General features: G+C 28.2%; 25 protein-coding genes and 1 pseudogene. 7 read left to right on the top strand and 19 right to left on the bottom strand.

Annotation, left to right across the window (positions count from 1 at the left end; all coding sequences use genetic code 11):
- Positions 1 to 65: 65 nt before the first annotated feature.
- From CLV91_RS07565 to dnaN, 3 genes are all read left to right on the top strand, one after another.
- Positions 66 to 896 carry an SAM hydrolase/SAM-dependent halogenase family protein gene (locus CLV91_RS07565; RefSeq protein WP_121065881.1) on the top strand — a complete coding sequence of 277 codons (831 nt, stop codon included), beginning with the start codon at positions 66 to 68 and terminating at the stop codon, positions 894 to 896.
- Between the two features lies 1 nt (position 897).
- On the top strand, positions 898 to 1,194 hold the full coding sequence (locus CLV91_RS07560) for a putative quinol monooxygenase (RefSeq protein WP_121065878.1): 297 nt from the start codon (positions 898 to 900) through the stop codon (positions 1,192 to 1,194).
- 315 nt (positions 1,195 to 1,509) lie between these two features.
- Positions 1,510 to 2,628 (top strand): DNA polymerase III subunit beta, encoded by a 1,119-nt coding sequence (gene dnaN, locus CLV91_RS07555; RefSeq protein WP_121065876.1) that lies wholly within the window; start codon positions 1,510 to 1,512, stop codon positions 2,626 to 2,628.
- A 72-nt stretch (positions 2,629 to 2,700) separates the two neighbouring features.
- On the opposite strand, the gene CLV91_RS07550 is transcribed toward dnaN, so the two are convergent.
- Together CLV91_RS07550 and CLV91_RS07545 are read right to left on the bottom strand one after the other, a co-directional pair.
- Positions 2,701 to 3,066: a DUF4870 domain-containing protein gene (locus tag CLV91_RS07550; RefSeq protein ID WP_121065872.1), complete on the bottom strand. Its 366-nt coding sequence runs from the start codon at positions 3,064 to 3,066 to the stop codon at positions 2,701 to 2,703.
- Positions 3,067 to 3,213: 147 nt separating this feature from the next.
- Complete coding sequence (locus tag CLV91_RS07545; protein ID WP_121065869.1) at positions 3,214 to 3,804, bottom strand: hypothetical protein; 591 nt, start codon at positions 3,802 to 3,804, stop codon at positions 3,214 to 3,216.
- A gap of 141 nt (positions 3,805 to 3,945) precedes the next feature.
- On the opposite strand from CLV91_RS07545, the gene mnmE reads away from it, so the two are divergent.
- Together mnmE and CLV91_RS07535 are read left to right on the top strand one after the other, a co-directional pair.
- Entirely contained in the window at positions 3,946 to 5,349 is a 1,404-nt protein-coding gene (gene mnmE / locus CLV91_RS07540) for a tRNA uridine-5-carboxymethylaminomethyl(34) synthesis GTPase MnmE (protein WP_121065866.1), read from the top strand.
- A 178-nt stretch (positions 5,350 to 5,527) separates the two neighbouring features.
- Positions 5,528 to 5,665: a DUF4357 domain-containing protein gene (locus tag CLV91_RS07535; RefSeq protein WP_121065863.1), complete on the top strand. Its 138-nt coding sequence runs from the start codon at positions 5,528 to 5,530 to the stop codon at positions 5,663 to 5,665.
- Between the two features lie 79 nt (positions 5,666 to 5,744).
- Here CLV91_RS07535 and CLV91_RS07530 read toward each other — a convergent pair whose 3' ends face one another.
- The 13 genes and pseudogenes from CLV91_RS07530 to CLV91_RS07485 all read right to left on the bottom strand — a co-directional run bounded on the left by CLV91_RS07530 (position 5,745) and on the right by CLV91_RS07485 (position 17,548).
- Positions 5,745 to 6,530 carry a Fic family protein gene (locus tag CLV91_RS07530; RefSeq protein ID WP_245987176.1) on the bottom strand — a complete coding sequence of 262 codons (786 nt, stop codon included), beginning with the start codon at positions 6,528 to 6,530 and terminating at the stop codon, positions 5,745 to 5,747.
- Positions 6,531 to 6,596: 66 nt separating this feature from the next.
- Positions 6,597 to 6,836: pseudogene (locus CLV91_RS16975) on the bottom strand (DUF4172 domain-containing protein); the annotation flags it as partial.
- 501 nt (positions 6,837 to 7,337) lie between these two features.
- The gene (locus CLV91_RS07525) at positions 7,338 to 7,745 is read right to left on the bottom strand and encodes a response regulator (protein ID WP_121065858.1); all 408 of its coding nucleotides are present in this window, start codon (positions 7,743 to 7,745) and stop codon (positions 7,338 to 7,340) included.
- Positions 7,746 to 7,973: 228 nt separating this feature from the next.
- Entirely contained in the window at positions 7,974 to 8,144 is a 171-nt protein-coding gene (locus tag CLV91_RS16830) for a DUF6747 family protein (protein ID WP_170146720.1), read from the bottom strand.
- Between the two features lie 67 nt (positions 8,145 to 8,211).
- The gene (locus tag CLV91_RS16825) at positions 8,212 to 8,382 is read right to left on the bottom strand and encodes a DUF6747 family protein (protein WP_170146720.1); all 171 of its coding nucleotides are present in this window, start codon (positions 8,380 to 8,382) and stop codon (positions 8,212 to 8,214) included.
- A 544-nt stretch (positions 8,383 to 8,926) separates the two neighbouring features.
- Positions 8,927 to 9,634 (bottom strand): LytR/AlgR family response regulator transcription factor, encoded by a 708-nt coding sequence (locus CLV91_RS07520; protein WP_121065855.1) that lies wholly within the window; start codon positions 9,632 to 9,634, stop codon positions 8,927 to 8,929.
- A 1-nt stretch (position 9,635) separates the two neighbouring features.
- Positions 9,636 to 9,956, bottom strand: a complete 321-nt coding sequence (locus tag CLV91_RS07515) for an Hpt domain-containing protein (protein WP_121065852.1) — start codon at positions 9,954 to 9,956, stop codon at positions 9,636 to 9,638.
- Positions 9,957 to 10,224: 268 nt separating this feature from the next.
- Complete coding sequence (locus tag CLV91_RS07510; RefSeq protein ID WP_121065849.1) at positions 10,225 to 11,730, bottom strand: ATP-binding protein; 1,506 nt, start codon at positions 11,728 to 11,730, stop codon at positions 10,225 to 10,227.
- Between the two features lie 10 nt (positions 11,731 to 11,740).
- Positions 11,741 to 12,850, bottom strand: coding sequence for an ABC transporter substrate-binding protein (locus tag CLV91_RS07505; RefSeq protein WP_170146719.1), 1,110 nt, complete (start codon positions 12,848 to 12,850; stop codon positions 11,741 to 11,743).
- 84 nt (positions 12,851 to 12,934) lie between these two features.
- The gene (locus tag CLV91_RS07500; protein ID WP_121065843.1) at positions 12,935 to 13,657 is read right to left on the bottom strand and encodes a hypothetical protein; all 723 of its coding nucleotides are present in this window, start codon (positions 13,655 to 13,657) and stop codon (positions 12,935 to 12,937) included.
- A 240-nt stretch (positions 13,658 to 13,897) separates the two neighbouring features.
- Positions 13,898 to 15,400, bottom strand: coding sequence for an ATP-binding protein (locus tag CLV91_RS07495; protein WP_147406407.1), 1,503 nt, complete (start codon positions 15,398 to 15,400; stop codon positions 13,898 to 13,900).
- Between the two features lie 1,319 nt (positions 15,401 to 16,719).
- The gene (locus CLV91_RS07490) at positions 16,720 to 17,085 is read right to left on the bottom strand and encodes a hypothetical protein (RefSeq protein WP_121065838.1); all 366 of its coding nucleotides are present in this window, start codon (positions 17,083 to 17,085) and stop codon (positions 16,720 to 16,722) included.
- A 112-nt stretch (positions 17,086 to 17,197) separates the two neighbouring features.
- Positions 17,198 to 17,548, bottom strand: coding sequence for a pyruvate kinase (locus CLV91_RS07485; protein WP_121065836.1), 351 nt, complete (start codon positions 17,546 to 17,548; stop codon positions 17,198 to 17,200).
- 198 nt (positions 17,549 to 17,746) lie between these two features.
- Between CLV91_RS07485 and CLV91_RS07480 the strand changes: the two genes are divergently transcribed.
- Both CLV91_RS07480 and CLV91_RS07475 read left to right on the top strand, forming a co-directional pair.
- On the top strand, positions 17,747 to 18,325 hold the full coding sequence (locus tag CLV91_RS07480) for a PhnA domain-containing protein (RefSeq protein ID WP_121065832.1): 579 nt from the start codon (positions 17,747 to 17,749) through the stop codon (positions 18,323 to 18,325).
- Positions 18,326 to 18,382: 57 nt separating this feature from the next.
- Positions 18,383 to 19,123: a tyrosine-protein phosphatase gene (locus tag CLV91_RS07475; RefSeq protein WP_121065830.1), complete on the top strand. Its 741-nt coding sequence runs from the start codon at positions 18,383 to 18,385 to the stop codon at positions 19,121 to 19,123.
- Between the two features lie 75 nt (positions 19,124 to 19,198).
- Here CLV91_RS07475 and CLV91_RS07470 read toward each other — a convergent pair whose 3' ends face one another.
- The 4 genes from CLV91_RS07470 to CLV91_RS07455 are packed head-to-tail and all read right to left on the bottom strand — an operon-like array spanning position 19,199 to position 25,465.
- Positions 19,199 to 21,574: a GumC family protein gene (locus CLV91_RS07470; protein WP_121065828.1), complete on the bottom strand. Its 2,376-nt coding sequence runs from the start codon at positions 21,572 to 21,574 to the stop codon at positions 19,199 to 19,201.
- Between the two features lie 47 nt (positions 21,575 to 21,621).
- Positions 21,622 to 22,398 (bottom strand): polysaccharide biosynthesis/export family protein, encoded by a 777-nt coding sequence (locus CLV91_RS07465; RefSeq protein ID WP_121065826.1) that lies wholly within the window; start codon positions 22,396 to 22,398, stop codon positions 21,622 to 21,624.
- A 41-nt stretch (positions 22,399 to 22,439) separates the two neighbouring features.
- Positions 22,440 to 24,377 (bottom strand): polysaccharide biosynthesis protein, encoded by a 1,938-nt coding sequence (locus tag CLV91_RS07460; protein ID WP_121065824.1) that lies wholly within the window; start codon positions 24,375 to 24,377, stop codon positions 22,440 to 22,442.
- 2 nt (positions 24,378 to 24,379) lie between these two features.
- The gene (locus CLV91_RS07455; RefSeq protein ID WP_121067820.1) at positions 24,380 to 25,465 is read right to left on the bottom strand and encodes a DegT/DnrJ/EryC1/StrS family aminotransferase; all 1,086 of its coding nucleotides are present in this window, start codon (positions 25,463 to 25,465) and stop codon (positions 24,380 to 24,382) included.
- Positions 25,466 to 26,233 lie beyond the last annotated feature (768 nt).

The raw sequence follows: 26,233 nt of genomic DNA, 5'->3' as shown, positions 1-26,233 counted from the left end.
ATTTTGTTTAACAAACTTAAGTAATTTTTCAGTTTGCATAACCAAAAACATATCAACATTGCTGTATGGCAATAATTACACTAACTACAGATTTTGGACTTAAAGATTTTTATGTTGGAGCTCTCAAAGGTTCTATATATAAAGAATTGGATGATATTAAGATTGTAGACATCTCTCATCATATAGAACCTTTTAATATACAACAGTGTTCGTATGTTTTAGAAAATTCTTACAAAAGCTTTCCTAAAGGGACTATACACATAATTGGTATAGATTCGGAATCTACCATAGAGAACCAACATATTGTTGCTTTAATAGATGGGCATTATTTTATTACTGCTAATACGGGTGTTATTGGTTTATTAACTTTAGATAAAAAACCAACAAAAATAGTTAAGATTGCTATACCAAATCCAAATAAAGGTCCTTTCCCTGTAAAAGATGTATTTGTAAAAGTTGCTTGCCATATTGCAAGAGGTGGTACGCTAGAGGTCATAGGAAAACCGTTTGAAGCTCTTAAAGAAATAAAAGAATTTTCTGCTATGGTTTCTGACAATGGAAATAAAATTATTGGAAATGTTATTTATATTGATAATTACGGAAATGTAGTTAGCAATATTCCAAAACATCTTTTTGATTCTTATAGAAACGGAAGAGATTTTGAATTACATGCTAGAAACAATATCATTAAAAAAATTCATAATAGATATAGTGATATTATTGATTTTAGTATAGACAAAGCTAGCCGTAAAGGCCCAGGAGATTTATTGGCTTTGTTTAATTCCTCAGAATATATAGAACTTGCCATATATAAAAGTAATTTAGATACTGTTGGTGGAGCCTCTACTCTATTAGGGTTAGATTATAGAGACACTATAACTATAAATTTTATCTAGTATGATAGTACGAATTGTAAAATTGACTTTTAAAGAAGAAAACATTTCTACTTTTGAAGCTATTTTTGAAGAAACAAAACATAAAATTAGAAGTAGTAATGGGTGTACTTTTTTAGAGTTATACCAAGATAAAAACAACCCTTCAATATTTTTTACCTACAGTTATTGGGAAAACGAATCTTTTTTAAACGCCTATAGAGAATCTGATTTTTTTAAAACAGTTTGGCAAAAAACTAAAATTCTTTTTGCAGATAAGCCACAAGCGTGGAGTGTTCATAAAAAAGCAATTCTAAAATAGCAATAAAAGCATTATTAACTTTGTGCTCTTTGTAACAAAAGTAAGAAGCTCTTACTTAGAGTTTTATTATTCTAATTATTAAAATGTCTTCCAAAATTTGTTAATAAATAATAAGCACAAAATTAACATTACACACTCATTTACAATAACTTAACTACACAAAACAGTATTTACCGCTACTAAATTCTGTTAATAAGTTTGTTTCCATAAAAAGAGCATTTAAAATATCTTTGTTAAGTAAGATAAAAATAGCTTTACTCCTATTTTACTTTCATTACTGTTTACAAAAAGATATTTTCAACAAAAAACTAACGAATGAAATTTATAGTATCTAGTACGTACTTATTAAAACAATTACAAACTTTAGGTGGTGTAATTAACAATAGTAACACTCTACCTATTTTAGATAATTTTCTTTTTGATCTTAAGCAGAATAAATTAACAGTCTCCGCTTCCGATTTAGAAACTACCATGAGTTCTATATTAGAAGTAGATTCTGATGCAGAAGGAAACATTGCAGTTCCTGCAAAATTATTATTAGAAACTTTAAAAACTTTTCCAGAGCAACCTTTAACATTTGTTGTGGAAAACAATAATACGGTAGAAATAAGCTCTAACCACGGTAAATATGCTCTTGCATATGCAGATGGAGCAGAATTTCCTAAAGCAGTGGAATTAGCAGACCCTAGTTCTACTACTATTTTAGGAGATGTTTTAGCAACCGCATTAAACAAAACTATTTTTGCAGCTGGTAATGATGATTTAAGACCCGTAATGAGCGGTGTTTTCTTTCAATTTTCTCCAGAAAATTTAACTTTTGTTGCAACAGATGCGCATAAACTAGTAAAATACCAACGTACAGATATTACAGCGTCTCAAGTTGCAGAATTTATAATGCCTAAAAAACCTTTAAACTTATTAAAAGGAATTTTAGCTGGTAGCGAGGCAGATGTTACTATAGAATACAATGACAGTAATGCAAAATTTAGTTTTGAAAACACAGAACTAATATGTAGACTTATTGATGGTAAATACCCTAATTACGAAGCGGTAATACCAAAAGAAAATCCAAACAAACTTACCATAGCAAGAACACAATTATTAAGCTCTGTACGTAGGGTTTCTATTTTCTCTAATAAAACTACGCACCAAATAAGACTTAAAATAGCTGGAGCAGAATTAAACATTTCTGCTGAAGATATAGATTACAGTAATAAGGCAGAGGAAAGATTAACATGTTCATACCAAGGAGATGATATGCAAATTGGTTTTAACTCGCGTTTCTTAACCGAAATGCTTAATAACCTTACTTCTGATGATGTTGCTTTAGAAATGAGTTTACCAAACAGAGCAGGTATTCTTACTCCTGCAGATGGTTTAGATGAAGGAGAAACCGTTACTATGCTTGTTATGCCAGTAATGCTAAATAGCTAAGAAACTAATTTTTAGATATTAAAAAAGTCCACCCAAAAAGGTGGACTTTTTGTTTTATATCACTCATGGTATTTAAGAGAGAAACTTGAACGTTCCAAAATAACTTGGCGCTTCTCCGTTATTAGCCTTTATAGCATTTACTGCAGGCATGATTAACCCTAAAACAGCTGCAAAACCAATAATTAAAAACCCTAAGCCTAAAAGTAGTATGCAAGGAATTCCTATACATATATAAGCTAGTAAACTTAATTGAAAGTTAATAACTGCTTTTCCATGTTCGTCCATGGCATGTACTTTGTCTTTTGTTGTAAACCAAATAAGTAATGGCACTATAAGTCCGCCAAAACCGGTTACATAATCTAAATATTGCGATAAGTGAGTTACCACTAATAATTGTTTATCTTCTCTTTTTGCTACATGTGTATTTACTATTTCCATATCTTTTTTGATTTTTTTTAATTGATGCTTAACTACTAATAAGACGAGGAACTAGCCCTTTTGTTACAAAAAAAATACCTCCAGAATTTATCTCGAGGTATTAATAAGAAAATAATTATAAAAATTTAACTATCTAAAAAATACAGCTTATTGCTTTTTAATCAATTTGGTTAATTTAGACTTGTCTTTAAGAATAGAGCTTTTAGCTTTTGCTATCTTTTCATTAATTTTTTCAATATCTACAGGAGATAAACTTCCTTTAGCTTTTCCTTTTGCTAATTTAGACTCTAATTTACCTATTTGTTTTTCGCTCTTCGCAATGGCCTTCTTTTTTCCAGATATAGCTTTTGCTAGTTTCTCTTTCTTTTTAGCTTCCTTTTCTGCTTTTTTAATTTCTTTTTCGGCCTTTTTAGCCTTTTTTTCTGCTTTCTCTATTTTCTTTTCAGCTTCTTTTTGTTCCTTCTCCTCTACTTCTTTAATGGCCTCTGCATCCATTTCAATCGCTTCCACTTCTTTCTCTACCTCTTTTACTATTTCTGTTTCTTTAATTTCTGGTTCTAGAGAAGTTGTCTCTTCTAGAGTCATTTCTGTCCCTGTAGTAACATCTACTTCTGTAGGTATTCCATCCTCTCCTACTAGTTCTTCAACAACTTTCTCTTGTGTAATAGTTTCTTGCGCATTTGTAATACTAGCTACAAAAAAACTTACTGCTAAGGCACATTTTAATACGTTTTTCATTTTCTTTTTTTTAATGTTAATGGTAAATTAATTAGCACGAATTTATATTATTTTTTGATATAAAAAGCCAAATAAATAAGCAACCTTCACATAAAAAAGATATCCCTATTCCTATTTTCATTTTACTTATTTTTGCTTAAGATGCAAACAACAACAAACGATACTATAATTGCTTTAGCTACACCCTCTGGTGCAGGAGCTATTGCTGTAATACGCCTTTCTGGTCCTGATGCTATTTTATTAGTATCTAACTATTTTATATCTTCATTTAATAAGAAACTAAAAAAGCAAAAAAGTCACACAATTCTTTTAGGAAATATTATAGATGGTGATAAAACATTAGATCAGGTACTTGTATCTATATTTAAAAACCCTAATTCTTATACGGGAGAAAATGTTGTTGAAATTTCTTGTCATGGCTCTCCGTATATTCAACAACAAATAATTCAGCTATTCTTAAGAAATGGTTGCCGTATGGCAGATGCCGGAGAATTTACGCTAAGAGCATTTTTAAATGGCAAGATGGATTTAAGCCAAGCGGAAGCCGTTGCCGATTTAATTTCTTCAGAGAACGAAGCATCACACCAAATAGCCATGCAACAAATGCGTGGTGGTTTTAGTAATGAAATTAAAAATTTACGAGACCAATTATTAAATTTTGCTTCGCTCATAGAACTAGAATTAGATTTTGCAGAGGAAGATGTAGAATTTGCAGATCGCTCCGCTTTCATTGCTTTAGTTAATAAAATTTCTGTGGTTTTAAAAGGGCTAATAGATTCTTTTGCGGTAGGTAACGTAATAAAAAACGGAATTCCTGTTGCCATTGTGGGCGAACCCAATGTTGGAAAATCCACCCTATTAAATGCTCTTTTAAATGAAGAAAGAGCTATTGTAAGTGATATTGCTGGAACTACTAGAGATACGATTGAAGATGAAATTTCTATTGGCGGTATTGGTTTTCGTTTTATAGATACTGCCGGAATACGAGACACAAAAGATGTTGTTGAGAGTATTGGTATTAAAAAAACTTTTGAGAAAATAGAGCAAGCGCAAGTGGTTTTATTTTTAGTAGATACAAAAGAAGTTCTAAGTTCTGCGTTAGGAGTTCAGAATTTGGTAATAGAGATTGAAAAGATAAAAAATAAATACCCTCTAAAACCTTTGCTGGTAATAGCCAATAAAAGAGATATACTTTCTAATGAAGAGATGGAGAATCTTTCCTCTAGCGTTTCAAACCTCCTACCCATATCTGCAAAAACGGGTGAAGGTGTAGATACTTTAAAAAACAAATTATTAGAATTTGTAAATACAGGTGCCTTGCGTAATAATGAAACTATTGTTACGAATACCAGACATTACGATTCCTTACTTAAAGCACTAGAAGCAATTCAAAAAGTACAATTTGGTATAGACGAGGAACTCCCTAGCGATCTTATGGCTATAGATGTTAAAGACGCTTTATCCCATCTAGGTGAAATTACAGGGCAAGTTACCAACGATGAACTTTTAGGTAATATTTTTGCTAATTTTTGTATTGGAAAGTAAAAATTTAAATAAAACACTCAAAACATCTTATTTTCATTTTTTAAAGAACCTTAACATTACTACTTTTTTAGGGCACTACTATTATTTACACAATAGATACTTTTATTATTAAATAGCTTCTCTTTATAACATAAACTTATATCTACACTTTTAGTAAAAAAATATCATTAGAATATAATTGTATGCATTCCAACAAGATTATATTTTTAATTCCCCAAGTACCGCAGCAGCTACCGTTTTAGATTGTGCTGCTAATGGCTGGATGTCGTGGAAAAATAAAGAGGGTAAAACTTTAGACGAATTAAAAAGGAAATAAACTCAAAATCACTTCGCTTTCAAAGTTATAACCAGGTATAGAAAAAGAACATCTAATAAAAAAGAAAGTCAAGGCTTGGTCATATATTTAAGTCGTATCTAGTACTGCGACCTCCACCAGCGGGTACAAATATTCCTTTCCCGACCAAGTCTTGCAGGTCTCTAGTTGCCGTAGCTTTAGAAGTTTTTACAAGTGAAACATATTTACGCGCATTCATCCCTCCCTCAAAACCTTGATGACCTTCATCTAACATTCGGCGAATGACTTTTTGTTGACGTTCATTTAAGGAGTCTTTATATTGGTCAAAGAACTTTGTTTTCTTTAAGGTAAACTCGATTTCTTGTTCGGCATCCATTTGAGCATCAAGAACGGTTTGGACAAAGTAACTTATCCAATCGGTAATTTCATTAGAACGCTGAGCGGTCTTTAAAGCATCATAATAATTTGCCTTATTAATTTCTATAGATTTGGAAAGACTAAACAAAACAGGACGTTTAATACTTTGTGATAATGCTTTTTCTGCTATTGCCCTACCTATTCTACCGTTTCCATCTTCAAAAGGATGAATGGATTCAAAATATAAGTGAGCAACAGCAGCCCTCAGAATAGGTTTCTTTATTTCTGTTTGGGAGGCATTAAACCAATGGAGAAACTTATCCATTTCTTCTGGTACTTTTTGAGATGGTGGAGCCTCAAAATGCACCACTTCTTTTCCTATTGCTCCAGAAACTATCTGCATAGGTTCTTCATGTGACCGCCATTGTCCAATTTGTATTTGAGAATTACCCTTCATTAACATACCATGCCAATCAAATAAAACTTCACTTGTCAGTGGTTTTAAATAATCATTTCTAACGGTTAGCATTAATTCAGCTACACCTTCAGCTCGTTTATCTTTAGTACGAGGTGAATCTACATTAAGTCCGATATTCCTTCTAATGGAAGACACCACATCGTTTCGGCTTAAGTACTCTCCTTCGATTTCCGAAGTTTTGATTGCCTCAGAAACCATAAGATTAATTATTGTTTCGGTTTGTTCAGTTTCTGAAAACCCTTCCAATACTCCGCTAATTCGACCAGTTCGTTGAACAAAATCAAAGAGTAAGTCATCAATATCTGTGGTCAAATATTGAAAATTAAGCCAGTCTTTTTGTTGCCAATTGTATTTCATGAGCCAATTAAAAAAAATATTCAGCTCAAAAATAATAAAAAAATGAGTTGAATACACTAAATAAACAACTCATTTGACATTTTTTTAATCTTTAGTCTGGTAACCCTAATCTATAATTATATTTATTTTAGAGGTTGCGTATTTACAATAAAAATTATTGGTAGACCATATTTCTTTAAGTTATTAACAAGACTTATAAACCAATATCCAGTAAAAAGAAACTATTGTAGTATAACTCATTTGTACCTTAAACTTCACTACTTTCTTTCTGTATTGGAAAGTAAACTACCTCGGGGCAAGCCCACGAGGCATTTATTAGGAAACTAATTTTGATTTTGTGGCAAGCCTCGGAGCATTTAAATCTCGACTATCGAGTATAATAGAATTCTATAAGTTACTATAAACAATTATTATCTAGACAAAAATATTATTTATTGTATCTAAAAATTATGAAAATCTATAATTTTAGAGGTCTCTTATTATTTATTTAATAGATGTAAGCTAATCTATTAATGCTAAATTAATATCTAAAAGCTTTTCTACAGTAAGAGGCTTATTTATAAAACGTTCAATATAATTACTAGCCTCAGAGTTTAATTTATCTGCAGGATTAAGAGATGTAGATAACATCATTACCATCATGTCACTTTTTAAATCATCCTCTAATTCTTTATATTCTTCTAAAAATTCCCAACCATTCATAACAGGCATGTTAATATCTAAAAAAATAATGTCTGGCTTTATATAATCTTTTGCACTCTTAGATTTTAAAAAATTTAACGCCTCTGCACCGTTTTTCTTTACAATTATCTGTTTTGCAAAATTTGCTTCTATAATTACGTGTGTATGTATGTAATTTGTAGCATCATCATCATCTACTAATAATACACAATTTACCCCTCTTTCCATTTTGTTTTATTTTATTTTAGGTATTAATTTTAAAAATATTTTTTTTAATACTTGGCTACAAAAACATAGATAGCCCTACAAAAGCAAACGCTTTATAATAGTTTTTCATACTATTAGTATATAATTTTTTTGAAATTTTATTATAGCTATTTTTTATTATGGATACGATTTTCATGACTAGGTATATTTAATGATTACTTTATTTATTATAATTTTTAAAAGGTTTCTTTATGAAAATTCAAAGCCTGTAGATACTCTAAATACAAATGCAAACACTACAATGGCATACATTGAAAAACCAAACCATGCAAATGCCTTAAAATAACTTTTTACAAAATGGTTTCCTAAGTTCTTAAAACCTTCACTATATATTTCTTTTACTAATGTTACTCTTTTCATAAGTAGGTATATTTAAGGGTTATAAATTTAAAAGTGTAATAAATTATTTATTAAAGTTGTTTTAGGTTTAAGAAAATTCAAAGCCAGTAGATACTCTAAATACAAATGCAAATACTACAATGGCATACATAGAAAAACCAAACCATGCAAATGCTTTAAAATAACTTTTTACAAAATGGTTTCCTAAGTTCTTAAAACCTTCACTATATATTTCTTTTACTAATGTTACTCTTTTCATAAGTAGGGGATTTAAAGGGTTACTATTAATTAAAATTATATTGTTTTTAGTTTTCTTAGATTAGTAGCAGCCTAAAAAAGAAAAGCAGCTAAACATAAAGTTGATAATAAGGATACTACTGAATTATTAATTTTTAAATTTCTCATAATAAAAAGGTTTGGGATTATTATTACTTTAAAATTAAGGAGAACACTCGTGGAACGTTAATCTTTTTCGGTGAATGACACTTTAAGATAGATAAGTGGGAATAAACCTACAAATTATAATGTCAATATAGATATTGTTATAAAAGATAAAGTGGTTATTAATGTGCTTATTGAGTTAATAAATTTTAAATTTTTCATAATAAAAGGTTTGGGATTATTAATACTGTAAAATTAAGGAGAACACCCGCCGAACGTCATTCTTTTTCGGTGAATGACATTCTAATGTAGATAAGTGGGAATAAACCTACGAAATTGTAGTGTTTTAATATTTACTTTAAACAATAATAGCCGAGGTAATTCTCGGCTATTATTGTTTATAACATTATATGTTATGTTCTTTAGAGAAGATTTAGACGTTCTAAGAGTTCTTTTCTGTAAGAACGACTTACAGGAACAACATCTTTATCTACTAAAACACTACTATCTTCAATATCTATAATACGCTTTGTATTAATTACATAAGACCTATGCACTCTTAAAAAAAAATCATTTGGTAGCTTGTCCTCTATTTTTTTTAAAGTAGAATGTACCATATAATTTTTATTTGAGGTTTTTAACATAATATAGTCTCCTTTAGCCTCAATTAAATATATAGTTGGAATATCAATTTTAACAAGTCTCCTGTCTATGCTTACATAAAGATCATCTATAGATTCATCGGGTATTTGGTTATCATTTACAACTACGTCCTCTCTATGTACAGATAAAGCTTTTTCTACACTTTTATCAAAACGTTCTTGTGTAATGGGTTTAACCAAATAATCTATTATACACTTATACTCAAAAGCATCTAATGCAAAAGCTTTGTCTAATGAGGTTAATATTATTTTGGGTGGGTTCTTAATAGTTTTAATAAAATCAAAACCTGTAAACATTGGCATATGAATATTGAGAAAAATGAGGTCTACAGAATTATCATTAAGATATTTAATAGCACTAGTAGCATTATGAAAACTATCTAAAATTTTTATCTCTGGATTATTTTCTGCCAGAAATAAAACTATAGCTCTAGATGTTTCTTCATCATCAATAACAATACAATTCATACTACACTGTCTTTATATAAAGTAATAATATTGCTAATATTTTCTCAAAATCTAATTTTAAAAGAAAGTTTTTTTCTAATAAATTTAGTCTATAAGCTTCAGCAATTTTATGCCCTTTATCTAGTCCTAGAATTTTAAACTTATGGTTTATCTTGTGAACATATTCTGCCGTTTCTTCAAAATCCCCTTCGTTAACAAAGGATTCATAAGCACCTATTTCCAGTGGAAGTTCCTTTTTTATTATAGCTAAAAGATTTTTTTCAAAAACTTTATTTCCATTTGACAGCTTGGTGATGTAACTAAGATTTGGAGTTTCTTTCATAATCTTACATATTAACTTATTATTCCTATAATTCTATATATTGATGAAGAATTAATAGTAGCACATTACACTTAGGCTTAGATTTACTATAGTGATATCACTAAATAAAAAAGTAGTAAAAATCTTACTAAAATATTTTATAATACTACAACATAAAATATTTAAATCTATTATATTTCTAGAACTATATGTTGTGAACCTATAAATAAACGATGTGAAAAATTAATAAAGCTATATAATTGGTCTACAAATATGAGAGTCATTTCTATTAAGTAGTTTGTCGTAAGTTTTTAGAAATAGTAATTGTAAAAGTACTTCCTTGATTTAATTTAGAATCTACACTAATTGTACCTTTATGCAATTCTATAACCTTAGAACAGTGAGCAAGACCTATTCCTGTTCCTTCAAAATCAGATTGATCATTGAGTCTATGGAACATCTTAAAAATAGTATCAATTTTATTTTCTTTAATACCAATACCATTATCCGAAATCATAAATTTCCAAAAATTACTATGCTCTTTTACTTTTACTTTTATAATTGGAGATATATTTGGCCTACGAAACTTTATCGCATTGTTAACAATGTTTTGAAAAAGTAATCTTATCTCTGTTTTATATGCACGTATTTCTGGTAAATTTTCTACATCTATTTTTGCATTAGTGTCTAATATTAAATGAGAAAGGTCCGTTTTTAAATCTTTAAACAAATCATTGCAATTAACCAAAGTAAGCTCCTTGTTGCCTCCTATACAACTATAATCTAGTAAGCCTCTTACCAGCAGACTCATTCTTGTAGATGCCTGGGATATAAATTTTATATAAGTTATAGCATGTTCATCTAATTTAGAGCTATAACCTTTAACAAATAATTCTGTGAAACTAGTTATTGTTCTTAAAGGTTCTTGTAAATCATGAGAGGCTATATATACAAATTGTTCTAGTTCTTTGTTTTTTGATTTTATCTGGTCAAAACTGGCTTGCAGAGAATCTGACATTTTATTAAAAGCATTTCCCAACATGGATAGTTCATCAATTCCTTTAACCGCTACTCTATTTTCATAATTGCCGCTTTCAATATCTTTAATATTATTTAATAATAACTTAATTGGCTTTACTATTGCTAAAGTGTTCTTATAAGTTATTATTAAACCAAAACAAATAAATAATATACTTGTCCATAAAAAAAATTGCGAATTATTTTTTAATGTTTTAGATAATTCGGAAAAATTATTTTCTAATTCTTTATTATATTCTATTTGTAAAAAGGACAATCTATTATCAATTTCAGAAGAAAAAACAGAAAGTTGATTATTTTGCATATTTGTAATCATTCCCATTTTAGCTGTGTCCTCATAATCCTTGGGAGTTACTAATAAAGAGTTTACTTTTTTTATTAAACCAATAGATTTATTAGAATATTTAATAACAGAGTCTATACTACTATTTCTAGGATCAGAAGTTTCTATAGACCCTTTTAATTTTTCTAGATTTAAAATATAATAGGGCAAATCTACCTCAATAATTTGTTGCACCCGATTTGATGCTTTTGTATTTTTATAATTATAAACTTTATTTTCTACAAGTAAAAAAAGCTCTTTATTTTCCATTCTAAATTCATTAAGAATTTTAACAGCTGGAGCTATCTTTCTTGTTAAGGAGTTATGACTTTTTGTTGCTTGTTTAGTAGTTAAATTTCCCAAAACTGTATGTATAATTAGAATGCATATAAACATTCCAAATCCAAAAAGTAATTTAGTTCCTATTTTAGTCAAAACAGTATATTTATCGTTTTACTTTTATAAGACTCCCTTTACTCTCATAGTTATATAAGGAAAAATAAATACCTTTAGAAGCACCATTTTTTCCTATTGATATATTACCGCAGGTACCTTGAAAAAATTTTACATTATTAAGGCGTTGTCTTAACCATTCATCAAAATATTGATCGCTATTTTTAGTATCATTAATTGTTTTTACTTCATTTAACACCAAATTCATTGCATCATATGCTTGCAGGGGTGGCCAAACCGAAAATGGTTTTTCTCCGTAAGTTAATTTGTATGTATCTAAAAATTCATTTGCCAATACCCAATTACCATCAGCAGGTGTAAAAAAAGTACACTCTGTTCCTACAATAGTACCTTGAGAATTTTCATAATAGGCAGGATCTAATAATACTGTAGATCCAAAAAAGGGGGCTGTAATACCTAATTCTCTGGCTTGTTTCATTGCAAAACCAAAATTTTTATAACCAAAAAACACATAAGCATCATAACCTTCTTTTTTAAAACTTTTTAATTCCTTTTCAAAGTCAGTAGCTTCTTTATTTATGGTAACAATTTTGTTTTTTATTCCATTTTTATCTAATAGTTTTTTACAACTAGTACTAGCTATGGTCATAAAATCGTTTGGGTAATTCATAATAGCAACTTTTTTTAAACCCAACTCTATTATTCTTATTGCTATTAAAGAATTTGCTTGTTCTGTAGATTTAGCTATTTTAAAAGTATTAGAATTAAGCTTTGAAAGTAAAGCATCATTATTTAAAGGGTTTACCAAAATAACTCCGTCTTCTAGTGCTTTATCACTTATAGCAATTGTACCTTCACTATTACTAATAAAAATAATATTTATATCCTGCTCTCTTCTTAATTTTTCATAAGTAATTATTGCGTTGTCTTTTTCCCATTGATCATCTTCTATAAACAAATTAACTACTGGTTCTTCAGGTTTTTTATTTCTATTATATTCTTCAACTGCAATTTTTAAAGCATTTGCAGGACCAATACCTAAATCTGTGGCTCTTTTAGTTAAAGGTCCTATATACCCTATATTAATAACTTTAACATCCGATTGACATGCGCTACATATAGATAGACAAATAAATAACAAACATAACCTAAGTACAGTTTTTGTAAGATTGATATTAAATATTTTTTTAAAAAGCATGGTCCTTAATTGTATTATTAGTTATTATTAAAATGAAATTTTGTACTCTAAACCATATCCCAAACCATAATTTTCTGTAACATAGTAATCGTTTATTCTGTATTCTAGAACTGCATATAACTTGTCTAATACTCTAAAACCCAGTTGGTGTTCCGAAACCCACTTAAAAGAAACTCCTCCAGTATTATATACAATATTTTGATCCGCAAAACCACCAAGGTAAAGCCGTTTCCCAAATGTTTTTGGCGCTATTAAAAAAGAATACACATGCTCTATCTGCGTTACATATTTTGTTTCTTGGTTTTTTCTAAATTGTACCAACATAGGATTTATAGAATAGGACATGTTAAGCTTACTTATAATTTTTTTTATTCCTTTTGTTTGGTTAAGTTTCCATCGAAACCCTAAACGTATATCATCATTATTTTCCCCGTTTCGTAATACATATTGTAAGGTTAAATCAAGTGGAATTTTATCTCCAACTCCCCAACGTAAATTATGTTCTGCATAATTTTTAGAAAAGTCAGATGAGTACTTAGAGCTTTCATAATTTGTTAAAGAAAAATACTGAAACCTGTTTGGCAAATTTGCTAATATATTATAAGTTAAAACACTAAATTCTCTAGTGTCATAATACCCATTAAAATCTATAAAACCAGACACTTTAGGTATTTTATCTTGACTATATATTTGCCAAAAATTGCAAATACCAAGTATTGTAATTAAGTATATAAAGTTAGGGAGTTTCACTATTTTTAATTGGCTTTTCTGGGTTAACAGACTAGTAAATAAAGCATGAATGAGTCTTAAATATTAAACTAAAGAATACTTTAATAGTACTATCTTTAACTTTATACAATAACTTTATTTAAAGTTAAATATTGCATATTTTGTAAGAAAAAACTTTCTAAAATTAAAATCTATAATTTTTTAGTTTATAAACTAATAATATAAAATGAGTGTTTATTAGAAAAAATATAAACAATAAAATTATTTTTTTAAGTTTTTAGCTATTGTAATACTAAAAGTACTTCCATTATTTAACTCAGAATCTACTTTAATAGTTCCTTTGTGCATTTCAATAATTTTAGCACAATGCGCTAAGCCTATCCCAGTGCCTTCAAATTGCGATTTATCATTGAGTTTTTGAAACATTCCAAATATTTTGTCTTTTTTATCTTTAGGAATCCCAATTCCATTATCCGAAATAATAAATTCCCAAAAATGAATATGCTCTTTTGCCTTAATTTTTACAATTGGAGGTATGCCTGGTTTATGAAATTTAATTGCATTATTAATAAGGTTTTGAAAAAGTAATCTTAATTCCGTTTTATAGGCAAGTATTTCTGGTAAATTTTCTGCGTTAATTTTAGCATTATTGTTATTTATTAATACAGAAAGATCTATTTCTAGAGATTTGAGCATTTCATTACAATTTACCAATGTTAATTCTCTATTTTTCCCTAAACAACTATAGTCTAATAAGTTTCTAACTAATAAACTCATACGAGTAGAAGCTTGAGAAATAAATTGTATATAAGTCATTGCAGTAGTATCTAACTTGGCACTATATCCTTTTATTAACATATCTGAAAAGCTATTTACTGTTCTTAAAGGTTCTTGTAAATCATGTGAAGCTATATAAACAAATTGTTCTAATTCTTGATTTTTTAATTCTACTTCATTGAATTTTTTTTGTAATATGTTAGACATATTATTAAAAGAGTTTCCTAGAGTTGAAAATTCATAAATTTTATTTAAAGAAATTTTATTATTATAATCACCATCTTTTATTTTTTTAACACTACTAAGTAATTCTTTAATTGGCTTAATTATATCCCTAATATTCTTATATGTTATTATAAGACCTAAGCATATAAACAATAAATTAGCCCATAAAATAAAACGAGAATTATTTTTTAACACACCAGACAAATTATTAAAACTATTTCTAAATTCTTTATTAAATTCTATTTGCAAAAAGGATAATCTATTATCAATTTCAGTGGAATACATTAATATTTTGGTGTTTTTTATATCATTTATCTTCTCCATTTTTACAGTATCATTATAATCCTTTGGGGTTAGTAATACTGTATTTAATTCTTTTACTAATTCTATATATTTTGAAGAATTTTTAACAATAGAATCTATAATTATATTTCTAGAGTCTGATACGATTAAAGATTGTTTTAATAAAGTTAAATTTGAAATATAATAAGGTAAATTAACATCCGTAATTTGCCTTATCCGATTTAAATTTTCCCTATTTTTCTTATCCACTACCCTGTTAGAAACAAGTAAAAAAAGCTCTCTACTTTCCATTCTAAAATCACAAAGAAGTTTTACGACATCAGGAGCCGTTTTTTTTGTTAATATATTGTAACTTTCCGTTGTTTTATTAATAGTTAATTGCCCCAATATTGTATGTAGAATAAGAATAAAAATTAACATTCCAAACCCGAGTAGTAATTTTGTTCTTATTTTAATCACCCTAATATATTTTAAATTTAAAGCTCTTACCTTTACTCCCTTTGTTAGAAAGCAAATAGTATTATAAAAATTTTTTGAATACTATTAAAAAATTATACAAATAGTATCATAACTCTTTTAAAGATTTCTAGGCATAAAAGTGCTAACTAATAGGCATCAAGAAATTTTAAAAAACAATATTAAAAACTAACTCTTTGTATATGTGTTTATATTTATCCGTTAAAATTGAGTCTTCTAGATTCTATATCTATCTGTTTTGCATATAATTTTCTCTAAAAAACTTCCAAAATATAATACGCAAGCAAAATTTAGCATGTAATTCTATATAGTATTATATGTATAGTTTGTGCAATAAAATTATCATTATTACTCTAAAAAAAATTCTGGGGGATGGTATTCTATAATTGAAAATTTAATAAAAAAATTGATGGATTTTACATAATTAATTGTCGTAAAATTCCTACAAATATAATGCTGCCGAAAGATATAAAAAACAAATTAAAAATAAATAATTTTTTTGAAAAATTATTATTTATATAAAAAATGACATATATATACACATAATAGACAATAAAATACGCTAAATTTTATAAATTAAACATCGACTCATACAGTTATTATAAATTAATTAGATTTAAGATAACTTCAATAATTTGTGAAAAATTACTTCAAATTTATTCTTGATCAAATGTTAAATCCAGAAAGAATATTAAAATTAAAAAAAATATGGTTATTATTAACATTGAAAAAAATAATAAAAAAATACACTCACTATCATAAAGTAATTGCATGAAAGATTAAAACAATAACATATACTTTCTATTCATAAAAGAAATACAATCAAAGTTCATGTCACTATCATTCTTCTATTTAAACACTAAATATTGAAACACTATTCTCTGTATCGGTATTATCATTGTTCATTTATAATCCAACGTTAAATCAACATTTACAGTAGTATCATCTAAAACATCGCCAATATAAGCTTATTGAAAACCCTGTGCTTGCAAGAATTTTACTATACTCTATTTTAAGCACGCATTACAAACTGCATACCTTTTTTGTCTTATAACCACAGAGATTTTGATTATTGTCCTCCTCTACGTTTTACAGTTGATAATCCACCCATAAGTGTATCTAAAAAACTACCGGCGCAGTACTTCTTGCAAGAGTTTTTAATCTATTTCTAAGTCAACTATATTGTTTTTTGATTTTTTTTCGTTAAACCCACCAACATTATTAAGGAAATCTTTTTTTATTCATTCTGATAGAAAGATACATAGTAACAAATACGATTTACCTTGAGCTTTCATAAAAAACTATTCAATAAATATAAGTTCTTTAGCATTTATGGCTTCTTTATAATTTGCTTTAATAGTTGCATACCTATTAAAGAACTTTTTATTATCTACATGCTTTAGCGTAACAATAATAGTGTTGCCATTACTTTTTTCTATTGCAGTCACAACCACATTTAAATTATATAAACTTTTATAATTGGCTAACCCTCCTTTTTTTATTATAAAATTTTTTCTTGGTAAGATTAAATATTTATAATTAGATGTAGAAGGGTGTCCTATCTCTAATTTAGTTCCTATTTTAATGTCATTACTTTTTGAAGAGGTATTTGCTGTTATTCTAGGACTCATACTTATAAATAATAATACTATTACTAAATTTCTCATTGTATTTTTTTAAAAATTTTAATCTTAAAATACAATATCAAAAAATGTTTATATGTTAACAATTTAATAATTAACATAAATTATCTTCATTAAATTTAGAATATTAAGATGTTTAATTATCTAATTCACAAAACTTCCTGTATATCAGAAGTTTTTCTTTATTCGTAAAATTCTTATTCTCAAACCAATCTATAGCTTTTATTTTTTCATTTTCAATTTGAGCTTCTCGTATAGCTTTTAAAGAAACTAAATGCCAATGTGTAGCGTAATCTCTATAAACAGAAAAACCAACATCCTCCATTATATAAGATATTTTTGGGTCATTTTTTAAGCGTATTCCATTTTTTAAAACAGCAAGCGTTTTTGTAGTTTTTTCAACTACTGAGAAAGTATATCTTGCCAAGTCTTCAAAACCATCTCTTTTAACATTATATACTTTATCTCCTATTTTAAGTTTTTCCATACTCTTATTTTAAAGCTCCCAAAAATAAAATGTATAAAGTAATCTTTCGTTATTTTCTTTTCTTTTTATAAACAAAATACTTCTAAATAAATAATCTATATAACCAACATTAAACCAATATGTTACTCATATTTTAGTAAATTCTAACTTAATTTTATTAAAATATATGCACTTTTGCATTCTAATTAATATTCTAATATGTCATTTGATAGAGAAATAAATAAAAGGTCTGGAGGAAATTGTGAATTATGTAGTTCTTCTGAGAATTTAGAGGTGTATGCTGTTACTCCTCAAAAATTAGGGGATATTAATGAAAGTATACATGCCTGTAAAATTTGTGTAGAACAAATAGAAAATCCTGAAATTACAGAAGCAAATCATTGGAGGTGCTTAAACGATAGTATGTGGAGTGAACAATCCGCTGTAAAGGTAATTGCCTGGCGTATGCTTTCTAGATTAAAAAAAGAAGGTTGGCCGCAAGACTTATTAGACATGATTTATCTTGAAGAAGAAGAACTTTTATGGGCACAAGCAACTGGCGAAGGTGAAGACCCTGAAGATAAAGTTATACATAGAGATAGTAATGGCGTAATAATTAATGCCGGGGATAATGTTGTACTTATTAAAGATTTACCCGTTAAAGGCTCTAGTATGGTTGCTAAAAGAGGTACGGCAGTGCGTAGAGTTTCCTTAGATCATGAAAATGCAGAATTTATTGAAGGGAAAGTAAATGGCATACAAATTGTAATTATTACTAAATATGTAAAAAAGATATAAGCTGTAATAACTTTATAATGTACTCGTTTTATACTATACTAACTAAGATTAATTTATATGTTTAGTTTTTTTGAAAAGAAAACCTTTTTAATAGACCATTTAAATGGTTTTACGGATATACATAATCATATTTTACCAGGGATTGATGATGGTGCAAAAACTGTTGAAGACTCTATAGAACTTATTAAAGGGTTTTCTGAATTTGGTGTGACTAATTTTATCGCAACACCACATATTATGCATAATTATTATCCAAATACTCATGAAAGTATCACTAAAGCTTCTGTAGAACTTAAAAAAGAGCTTGCAGCTAGAAACATGAATAGTGTTTCTATTTCAATAGCAGCAGAACATATGATTGATGCCAATTTTGAAACAATATTAAAAGACGATGAGGTAATGCCTTTAGAGAAAAGTTATCTTTTGGTTGAAATGTCTTACTTACAAGCTTCTATAAATTTTGATAATGCTATTAAAAAAATTTCAGAGAAACGTTTGTTTCCTATTCTTGCACATCCTGAACGCTATGTTTATTTGCATCCTAAATTTAGAAAATATGAAAAATATAAACGTAATGGTATTATGTTTCAATTAAATTTACTGTCTTTAAGTACTTATTACGGTAAAGATGTTCAAAAAACTGCAAATAGACTTTTAAATGAAAACTTAATAGACTTTGCTGGTTCTGATATTCATAATATTCGACAATTAAATAGTCTAAAAGAAATAAAGCTTACTAAAAAACAATTGCAAAAAATACAACCCGTTATTGAAAAAACTAACCAAAGTTTCTATTGATTAAAACACAATAACAAAAAAAGTCGCGTTAATAAAATTATTAACGCGACTTTTTTATTTGTAAAATTTATTTTATTAAAACTTCCACCATTTTTTTACAGTTTTCCCATAACCGTATCCATACTTCCCTCCATATCCTAAGTTAGATTCCTTTACATCATTAACTACAAATGATAATCCATTTAACTTACCTTCTTCTTTAAGTTTTAATGGAAACTCCAACACTCTTGTTTCTGTAACACCGGCTCTTGTTACGTACAATATATGGTCTGCATAATCTGTAAGTAATAAAGTATCTGTAACAACCATTAAAGGAGCTGTATCTACAATTACATAATCGTACTTTAAAGAAGCTTCAGCAATTAAATCTTTTATTCTATCACTCATCAATAATTCAGATGGGTTTGGTGGTATTTTCCCTGAATAAATAACATCTATAGTATTCGTATGTACCAACATTGGGTTAATTATATCTTTAGATGATAATGAATCATCATATAAGTACTCTGTTAACCCAGCATCTTTATTTCTACTTGGTTTACCTAGTTTGTCTACATCTTTATTATTACTAAAAAATGTGTATAGTTTTGGGTTTCTAATATCTGCTCCTATTAACAATACTTTTTTATTAGTATTCGCAAAAATCATAGTTAAATTAGAGGACAAAAATGTTTTTCCCTCCCCTGGAACACTTGAGGTAACAAATATTACATTATTTTTTCCTCCCGTTTTAGATTTTATCAGGTAATCTAAATTAGTTCTTAGAATACGTAAAGATTCTCCTAAAACTGATCTATCTTCATTAGAAACTAAAAACTCATCTTTTTTAGTAAGTCTAGGCAATTCTGCTAATACAGGAACATCTTTAACTAATTTTTCTAAACTTGTTTTACTATGTATCTTGTTATCTAATAAATCATCTGCATAAATTATTGAAAATGGAATTAACATACCTAATATCAATGATGCCAATAAAATTAGTGGCTTTTTAGGACTTATAGGGTCGTCACTAACTTGATATGCATTATCTATAACTTTAGATTTAGGAGAACTAGAGGCTGCAGTAATTTGAGATTCTTCCCTTTTTTGTAGTAAATACAAATACAAAGACTCTGTTGTTTGTTGTTGTCTTGTTATATCTCTTAATTGTCTTTCGTTTTTAGGAGCAGAATAAATTTTAGAATTAATTCTAGACATTTGCCCAGATAAGTTATTTACTTGTAAACCCAAATTACGTTCCATTCCAGACAAACTAGATTTCATACTTTCCTTTAAACCATTTAACTGCTGGTCAAGATTAACAATAATAGGGTTTTGTTCATTAGAACTCTTTAATAACCTATTACGTTCTAGAACCAATTCATTATACTTCGCAGTAGTATTTGCAATTGTTGGATCAGATAAACCTACATTTGAAGGTAATACTTCATAACCACTTTCTGCAGAAACATAATCCTTCATCCCTGAAGCAATATTTAATTGTGTTTTTGCATTCTCTAATTCTTGTCTATTAGCAGCACCAACATTTAAAGCTATATTAGCTTCACTTGCAATATCAGTAACACCTTTACTTGTTTTAAAGTCTTGTGCATCTTGATCTACAGATGTTAAGTTTCCTGAAATTTCTTGAATTCTATCATTTATAAACTTAGAAGTTTTATCTGCTATAAGCTGTTTATCCTCTACAGCATTTTCGTTATAAACCTTAACTAATGCATCAATAATATTAATAGCTTTTTCAGGAATAGCGTCATTTAAAGAAACATTTATTATGTTAGAAAATTCCTGAGCAGGAGACACAATTATTTTACTCTGATAAGCTTCTGCTATTATATGAATAGGTGAAACGCTAACTTTTATTTTATTCCCTTTATGCTTCTCAAAATGAGGAATATTAGGCGTAATAACAATATCTCCTATTTCTGTTTTAATATTTTCTCCAAAAGTATATACTTTAAGAGGAGCATCTTCATCTTCACTATACCCAAAAGATGTATCCGAAGACAATTCTATAAAAAATTCAAATAAAGAAGAGTTTATTATAGAGTCGTTAGCAATAAAATTAATATTAAATGGTCTATTTTTATATAACTCAGTATTTTTTACATTACCTAAATGTGTAACATTTATGTTAAGTTTTAAGTCTTGCACAACCTGTATAAAATTAGATCTGGAATTTAAAATTTCCATTTCGTCCTCTATCTTATTTTTTGCTCCACCACCAAGAAGACTTAACTCACTAAAAGCAGACAGCTCAGATGCAGCTGCTTTATCTTCAATAATTTGAATTTTAGCCTTGGCAGAAAATTCAGGTGTTGCATACCTTATGTAAATAAATGCAAGAAATAAAGCAATTATCCCAGATATTATAAACCATTTCCAATTTTTGGTATAAGTTGAAATTAACTCTTTTAAATCTATGGTATTTGATGAAAATTCTTTAGAACTCATTACTATTTTTTACTTTATTTTAAAATAATTATATTCAGCTTATTTTATTAATTTCTTGTGATAATTAAAACTGTAGAAGTTATTAATACAGAAGCAATAGACACCCATATAGATGCCCTATTATCCAAAGAAGAAGACGAAACAGCTGATTGGTTAGGCTCAACATAAACAACGTCATTTTGGGTTAAATAGTATACAGGAGAATTTAAAGATTCTTTCTGAGTTAAGTCTACTCTTGTATATACCTTAGTACCGTTAAAGTCACGTATAACCATTACATTATTACGCATACCCTTAATTGTCAAATCATTTGCTAATCCTAAAGCCTCTAATATTGTAATTTGCTCTCCGTTAACCAAATAAGTTCCTGGTCTATTAACCTCTCCTAGCACAGTAACAGAAAAATTCTTTAAACGAATATTAACAATTGGATTTTTTAAATATAAACTTAACTTTTCTTTTATGAGCTCTTTTGTCTCTTCAGGAGAAAGACCTACAACTTTTACAGCTCCTAATACTGGAAAATCTATTTCTCCATTCTTATCTATAATGTAATCTACTTGTTCTGGTCTAATACCTCCTTCTTCAGCTCCTTTAAATAAATTAAATGGCATACTAGCTTCAGGATCTAGAGTAGAAACATGAACACTTATCACATCATCGATTTTAAACTTATTGGTATGTGAATTATCACTTACTATAGTTTCATAGTCACTAGCATTTTGAAAATAAACTATGTCTTTTTTTGAAGCACAAGAGCTAAAAAACAATATAGAAATAGTAATTAAACACAAAGTAGGCAATGAAATATTCTTAATGGTCATAATAAAATGTTTTGTTTATAATTTACAAGATTAGTCAAAATTTACGATTGAACAATTTTTAGATTAGGTTTATCAGAAAGTTTCTTTTCACCCTTTTGATCCAACTCACATAACTCAGAGTTACTAGACACATATTCAGGAACAATTTTTTTCATTAACTTAACTGTATTACCATTAAAAAACATATTAGTTATACAAAGTTCATCAATTCTAGAACGAACATCAGCGTAATCTAAATCTCTCACTTTACTAATTTTTATTTTTTTATGATAAGTAGGAAGAGTGCTTTCTCCATTGGCCAATAACTCTTCGTACAATTTTTCTCCAGGTCTTAAACCTGTTATTTTTATATCTATGTCGTCTGGGTAATTAAGGCCAGATAATTTAATCATGTTTTTGGCTAAATCGAAAATTTTAACTGATTCCCCCATATCAAAAATAAATATCTCTCCTCCTTCTCCCATAGCACCAGCCTCTAAAACTAATTGAGAAGCTTCTGGAATCGTCATAAAATATCGTGTAACATCTTTATGTGTTAAGGTTAAAGGACCTCCCTTTTCTATTTGTCTTCTAAACAAAGGGATAACTGATCCATTAGAACCTAAAACATTACCAAACCTAGTTGTAATAAATTTAGTTTTTCTTTCTTGTTGCATACAACTTATATACATCTCTGCAATACGCTTACTAGCCCCCATAACATTAGTAGGGTTCACAGCTTTATCTGTAGAAACAAATACAAATTTGTCTACATTATGTACTAAAGACAAATCTGCTACAGTTTTTGTGCCTGCAATATTAATTTTTATTGCTTCGTATGAATTATACTCCATTAAAGGCACATGCTTATATGCAGCAGCATGAAAAACCATATTAGGTTTATGTTCTTTAAAAATAGTATTTAATCTATTTTTATCTCTTATATCTCCTACTATTGGGATGAAATTATGAAACCCATTTTGCTTTAATTCTTGTTGCAAATCATATAGAGCAGACTCTGCTTGATCTATAACTATTAAAGATTTGTAATCATAACAACAAATTTGTCGAACAATCTCACTACCTATAGAACCCGCACCTCCAGTTACCATTACTACTTTATTTCTAAGCTCTACTTCAATTTTACTATTCTTAATGGTAATAGGAGCTCTATCCAACAAGTCTTCTATTTGCACTTGCTTAATTTGAGAAACTTTAAGTTCTCCATTAATCCAATCATCAACTGGTGGGACTATTTTCACTTGTACAGGGTAGTCCACTAAACTTTCTACTAAAATTCTAAGTTTTTTTGGGTCCACATTCTGCATAGAAAAAATAACTTCAGTAATATTTTTCTTTAAAATAAAATCTTCCGTTAACTCATCTTCATGAAAAACCTTAACACCATTTATTTGTTTTCCTGATTTTTTGTTGTCCTGATCTATATAGCCAACAACTCTAGATATACTCCTTGAATTACTTGTCAAAGCATTATGAGTTAATATCCCTGATTCGCCAGCACCATAGATAATTACATTTTTACTTACTTTTAAATTACGAGCCATTAAATTACTATACATAGATTTAAATATAAATCTAGATGCTGTTAAACCAATAAAACTAAGTAAGCTATGAATTATTATAATAGCAAGCGGTATAGTAAAATCTTCTAGCAATTCAATCTCCCGATTAACTAAAACCATAGTAATAAGTAAAATACTCGAAAGACAAGTAGTATTAAAAAGATTATACACATCTTTTACGCCTGTATGCCTTACTACTCCTTTATAAGAGCCAACGAATAAAAAAGAAATTAAAGTTAATATGGCAACAATAGGTAGCTGCACTAATAATTTATTAATCTCAAAATCAAAAGAAAGATTAAAACGTATACAATACGCTAAAAAAAATGCAATACTTGTTGTTACTATATCAATAACTAAAACAAGCCATTTTGATGCGTAACGAGATACACTGTTTGTGAGGTAGTTTTGTATCATTATTATGTTATTGTTAGTATGATATTAATTATTCTTTTTAAATCACCTTCTTGTAAGTCTGAACCACTAGGCAGGCATAAACCCCTTTCAAATAATTCCTCTGAAACGCCATTTGAAAAATTTAAAAAATCTTCAAAAACAGGTTGCATATGCATAGGCTTCCATAGTGGCCTGGAGTCAATATTTTCAATTTCTAAAGCCAATCTAATTGATTCTCTAATTTCAGAATTAGGTAATAAAACACAAGTAAGCCATCTATTCGAATAAAAACCTTCTGGTTCTTTTAAAAATTCAATATTCTTATTATTGCCTAGCTCTTTTTTGTAAAACTTAAAATTATCTCTCCGTGCATTTACTCTTTCTACTAGAACCTCCATTTGCCCCCTTCCTATACCAGCTAAAACATTGCTCATTCTATAGTTAAATCCAATTTCTTTATGTTGATAGTGTACTGTTTGTTCTCTAGCTTGGGTAGCTAAAAAAACAGCTTTTTCCTTTTCTTTCTGGCTTTTGGTAATTAATGCGCCGCCACCAGAAGTTGTAATTATTTTGTTTCCATTAAATGATAACACACCTATATTTCCGAAAGTTCCACAGTTTATATCATCTACAGAACTACCTAATGATTCTGCACTATCTTCTAAAACAGGAATATCATATTTCTCAGATATGGCTTGAATTTCTTTCACTTTATATGGCATTCCATAAAGGTGAACGGCTATTATAGCTTTAGGTTTCACACCATTTGCTATTCTATCTAATATAGCTTTTTCTAATAGAATTGGACAAATATTCCAGGTATCTCTCTCACTATCTACAAAAACTGGCTTTGCCCCCATATATATTATTGGATTAGCGGAAGCCGAAAAAGTAAAACTTTGACAAATAACTTCATCTCCAGACTGGATATTAAGTAATTTCAACCCTAAATGAATAGCTGCCGTGCCTGAACATAATACCGCAACTTTAGATTCTTCATTCAAAAATTCGGCTATATCATTCTCAAAACCATCTACATTTGGTCCTAATGGAGCTATCCAATTCTGTTCAAAGGCTGAATTTATATATCCTTGCTCCTTACCTCCCATATGTGGAGAAGACAACCATATTTTAGTTTTAGCAACTGTTTTCAAGTTCAAATAATTTTAGATTTAATTAAGAGGAATTCTAATTAATTTTTGGTAAACTTATATATACTTTTTCATACTTAAATAATAAGTGTTATATAATTCGTTTAAGCATTAAAATACTCGTTTAATAACAACTGTTCTACATTTTATCGAGTAAAATACAGTATGTAAACCTATATTTTTTAAAAATATTATTTCTAGAATACTAAAAAATTGTAAATGTAGTTTTTCAATTATATTTTTAACTAAATCATGAATTTCTTTTTTACATTATCATCTAAAAACGCACAAATTTATTCAAAAAAACATATTATAACTAATATACTGAAATACTTAAACCTAACCACAAAAAAATTCTAATTCATATCTTATATTTATACTATATGTTATATATAACATAAAACTATTAAAAGTATGTTATTTACACTTTGTACTTTTAAACTTTTTTTTGTACTCTTTTTCCTATTGCTATAGAACGATTTATTATTAATTTTCAACGTATATATATTTAATATCAATTTCCATATAATTAAATTCGCATATAATTTTTAATTACACTCCAAGTTATGCTGAAATTTTACAATTTGACTTTTTGCTTTCTATTATCCTTAACTATTACATCAGTTACAGCTCAGACCTCTTCTCAGGATGGTGAATGGAGTCCTGTTCTTCCATTTGGGATAGTGCCCGTTGCTGCGGCTAATTTGCCAGATGGCACTCTTATTA

The organism is Maribacter vaceletii (genome assembly GCF_003634105.1).
Lineage (GTDB): Bacteria > Bacteroidota > Bacteroidia > Flavobacteriales > Flavobacteriaceae > Maribacter_B > Maribacter_B vaceletii.
This window is presented reverse-complemented; position numbering and strand designations above follow the sequence as displayed.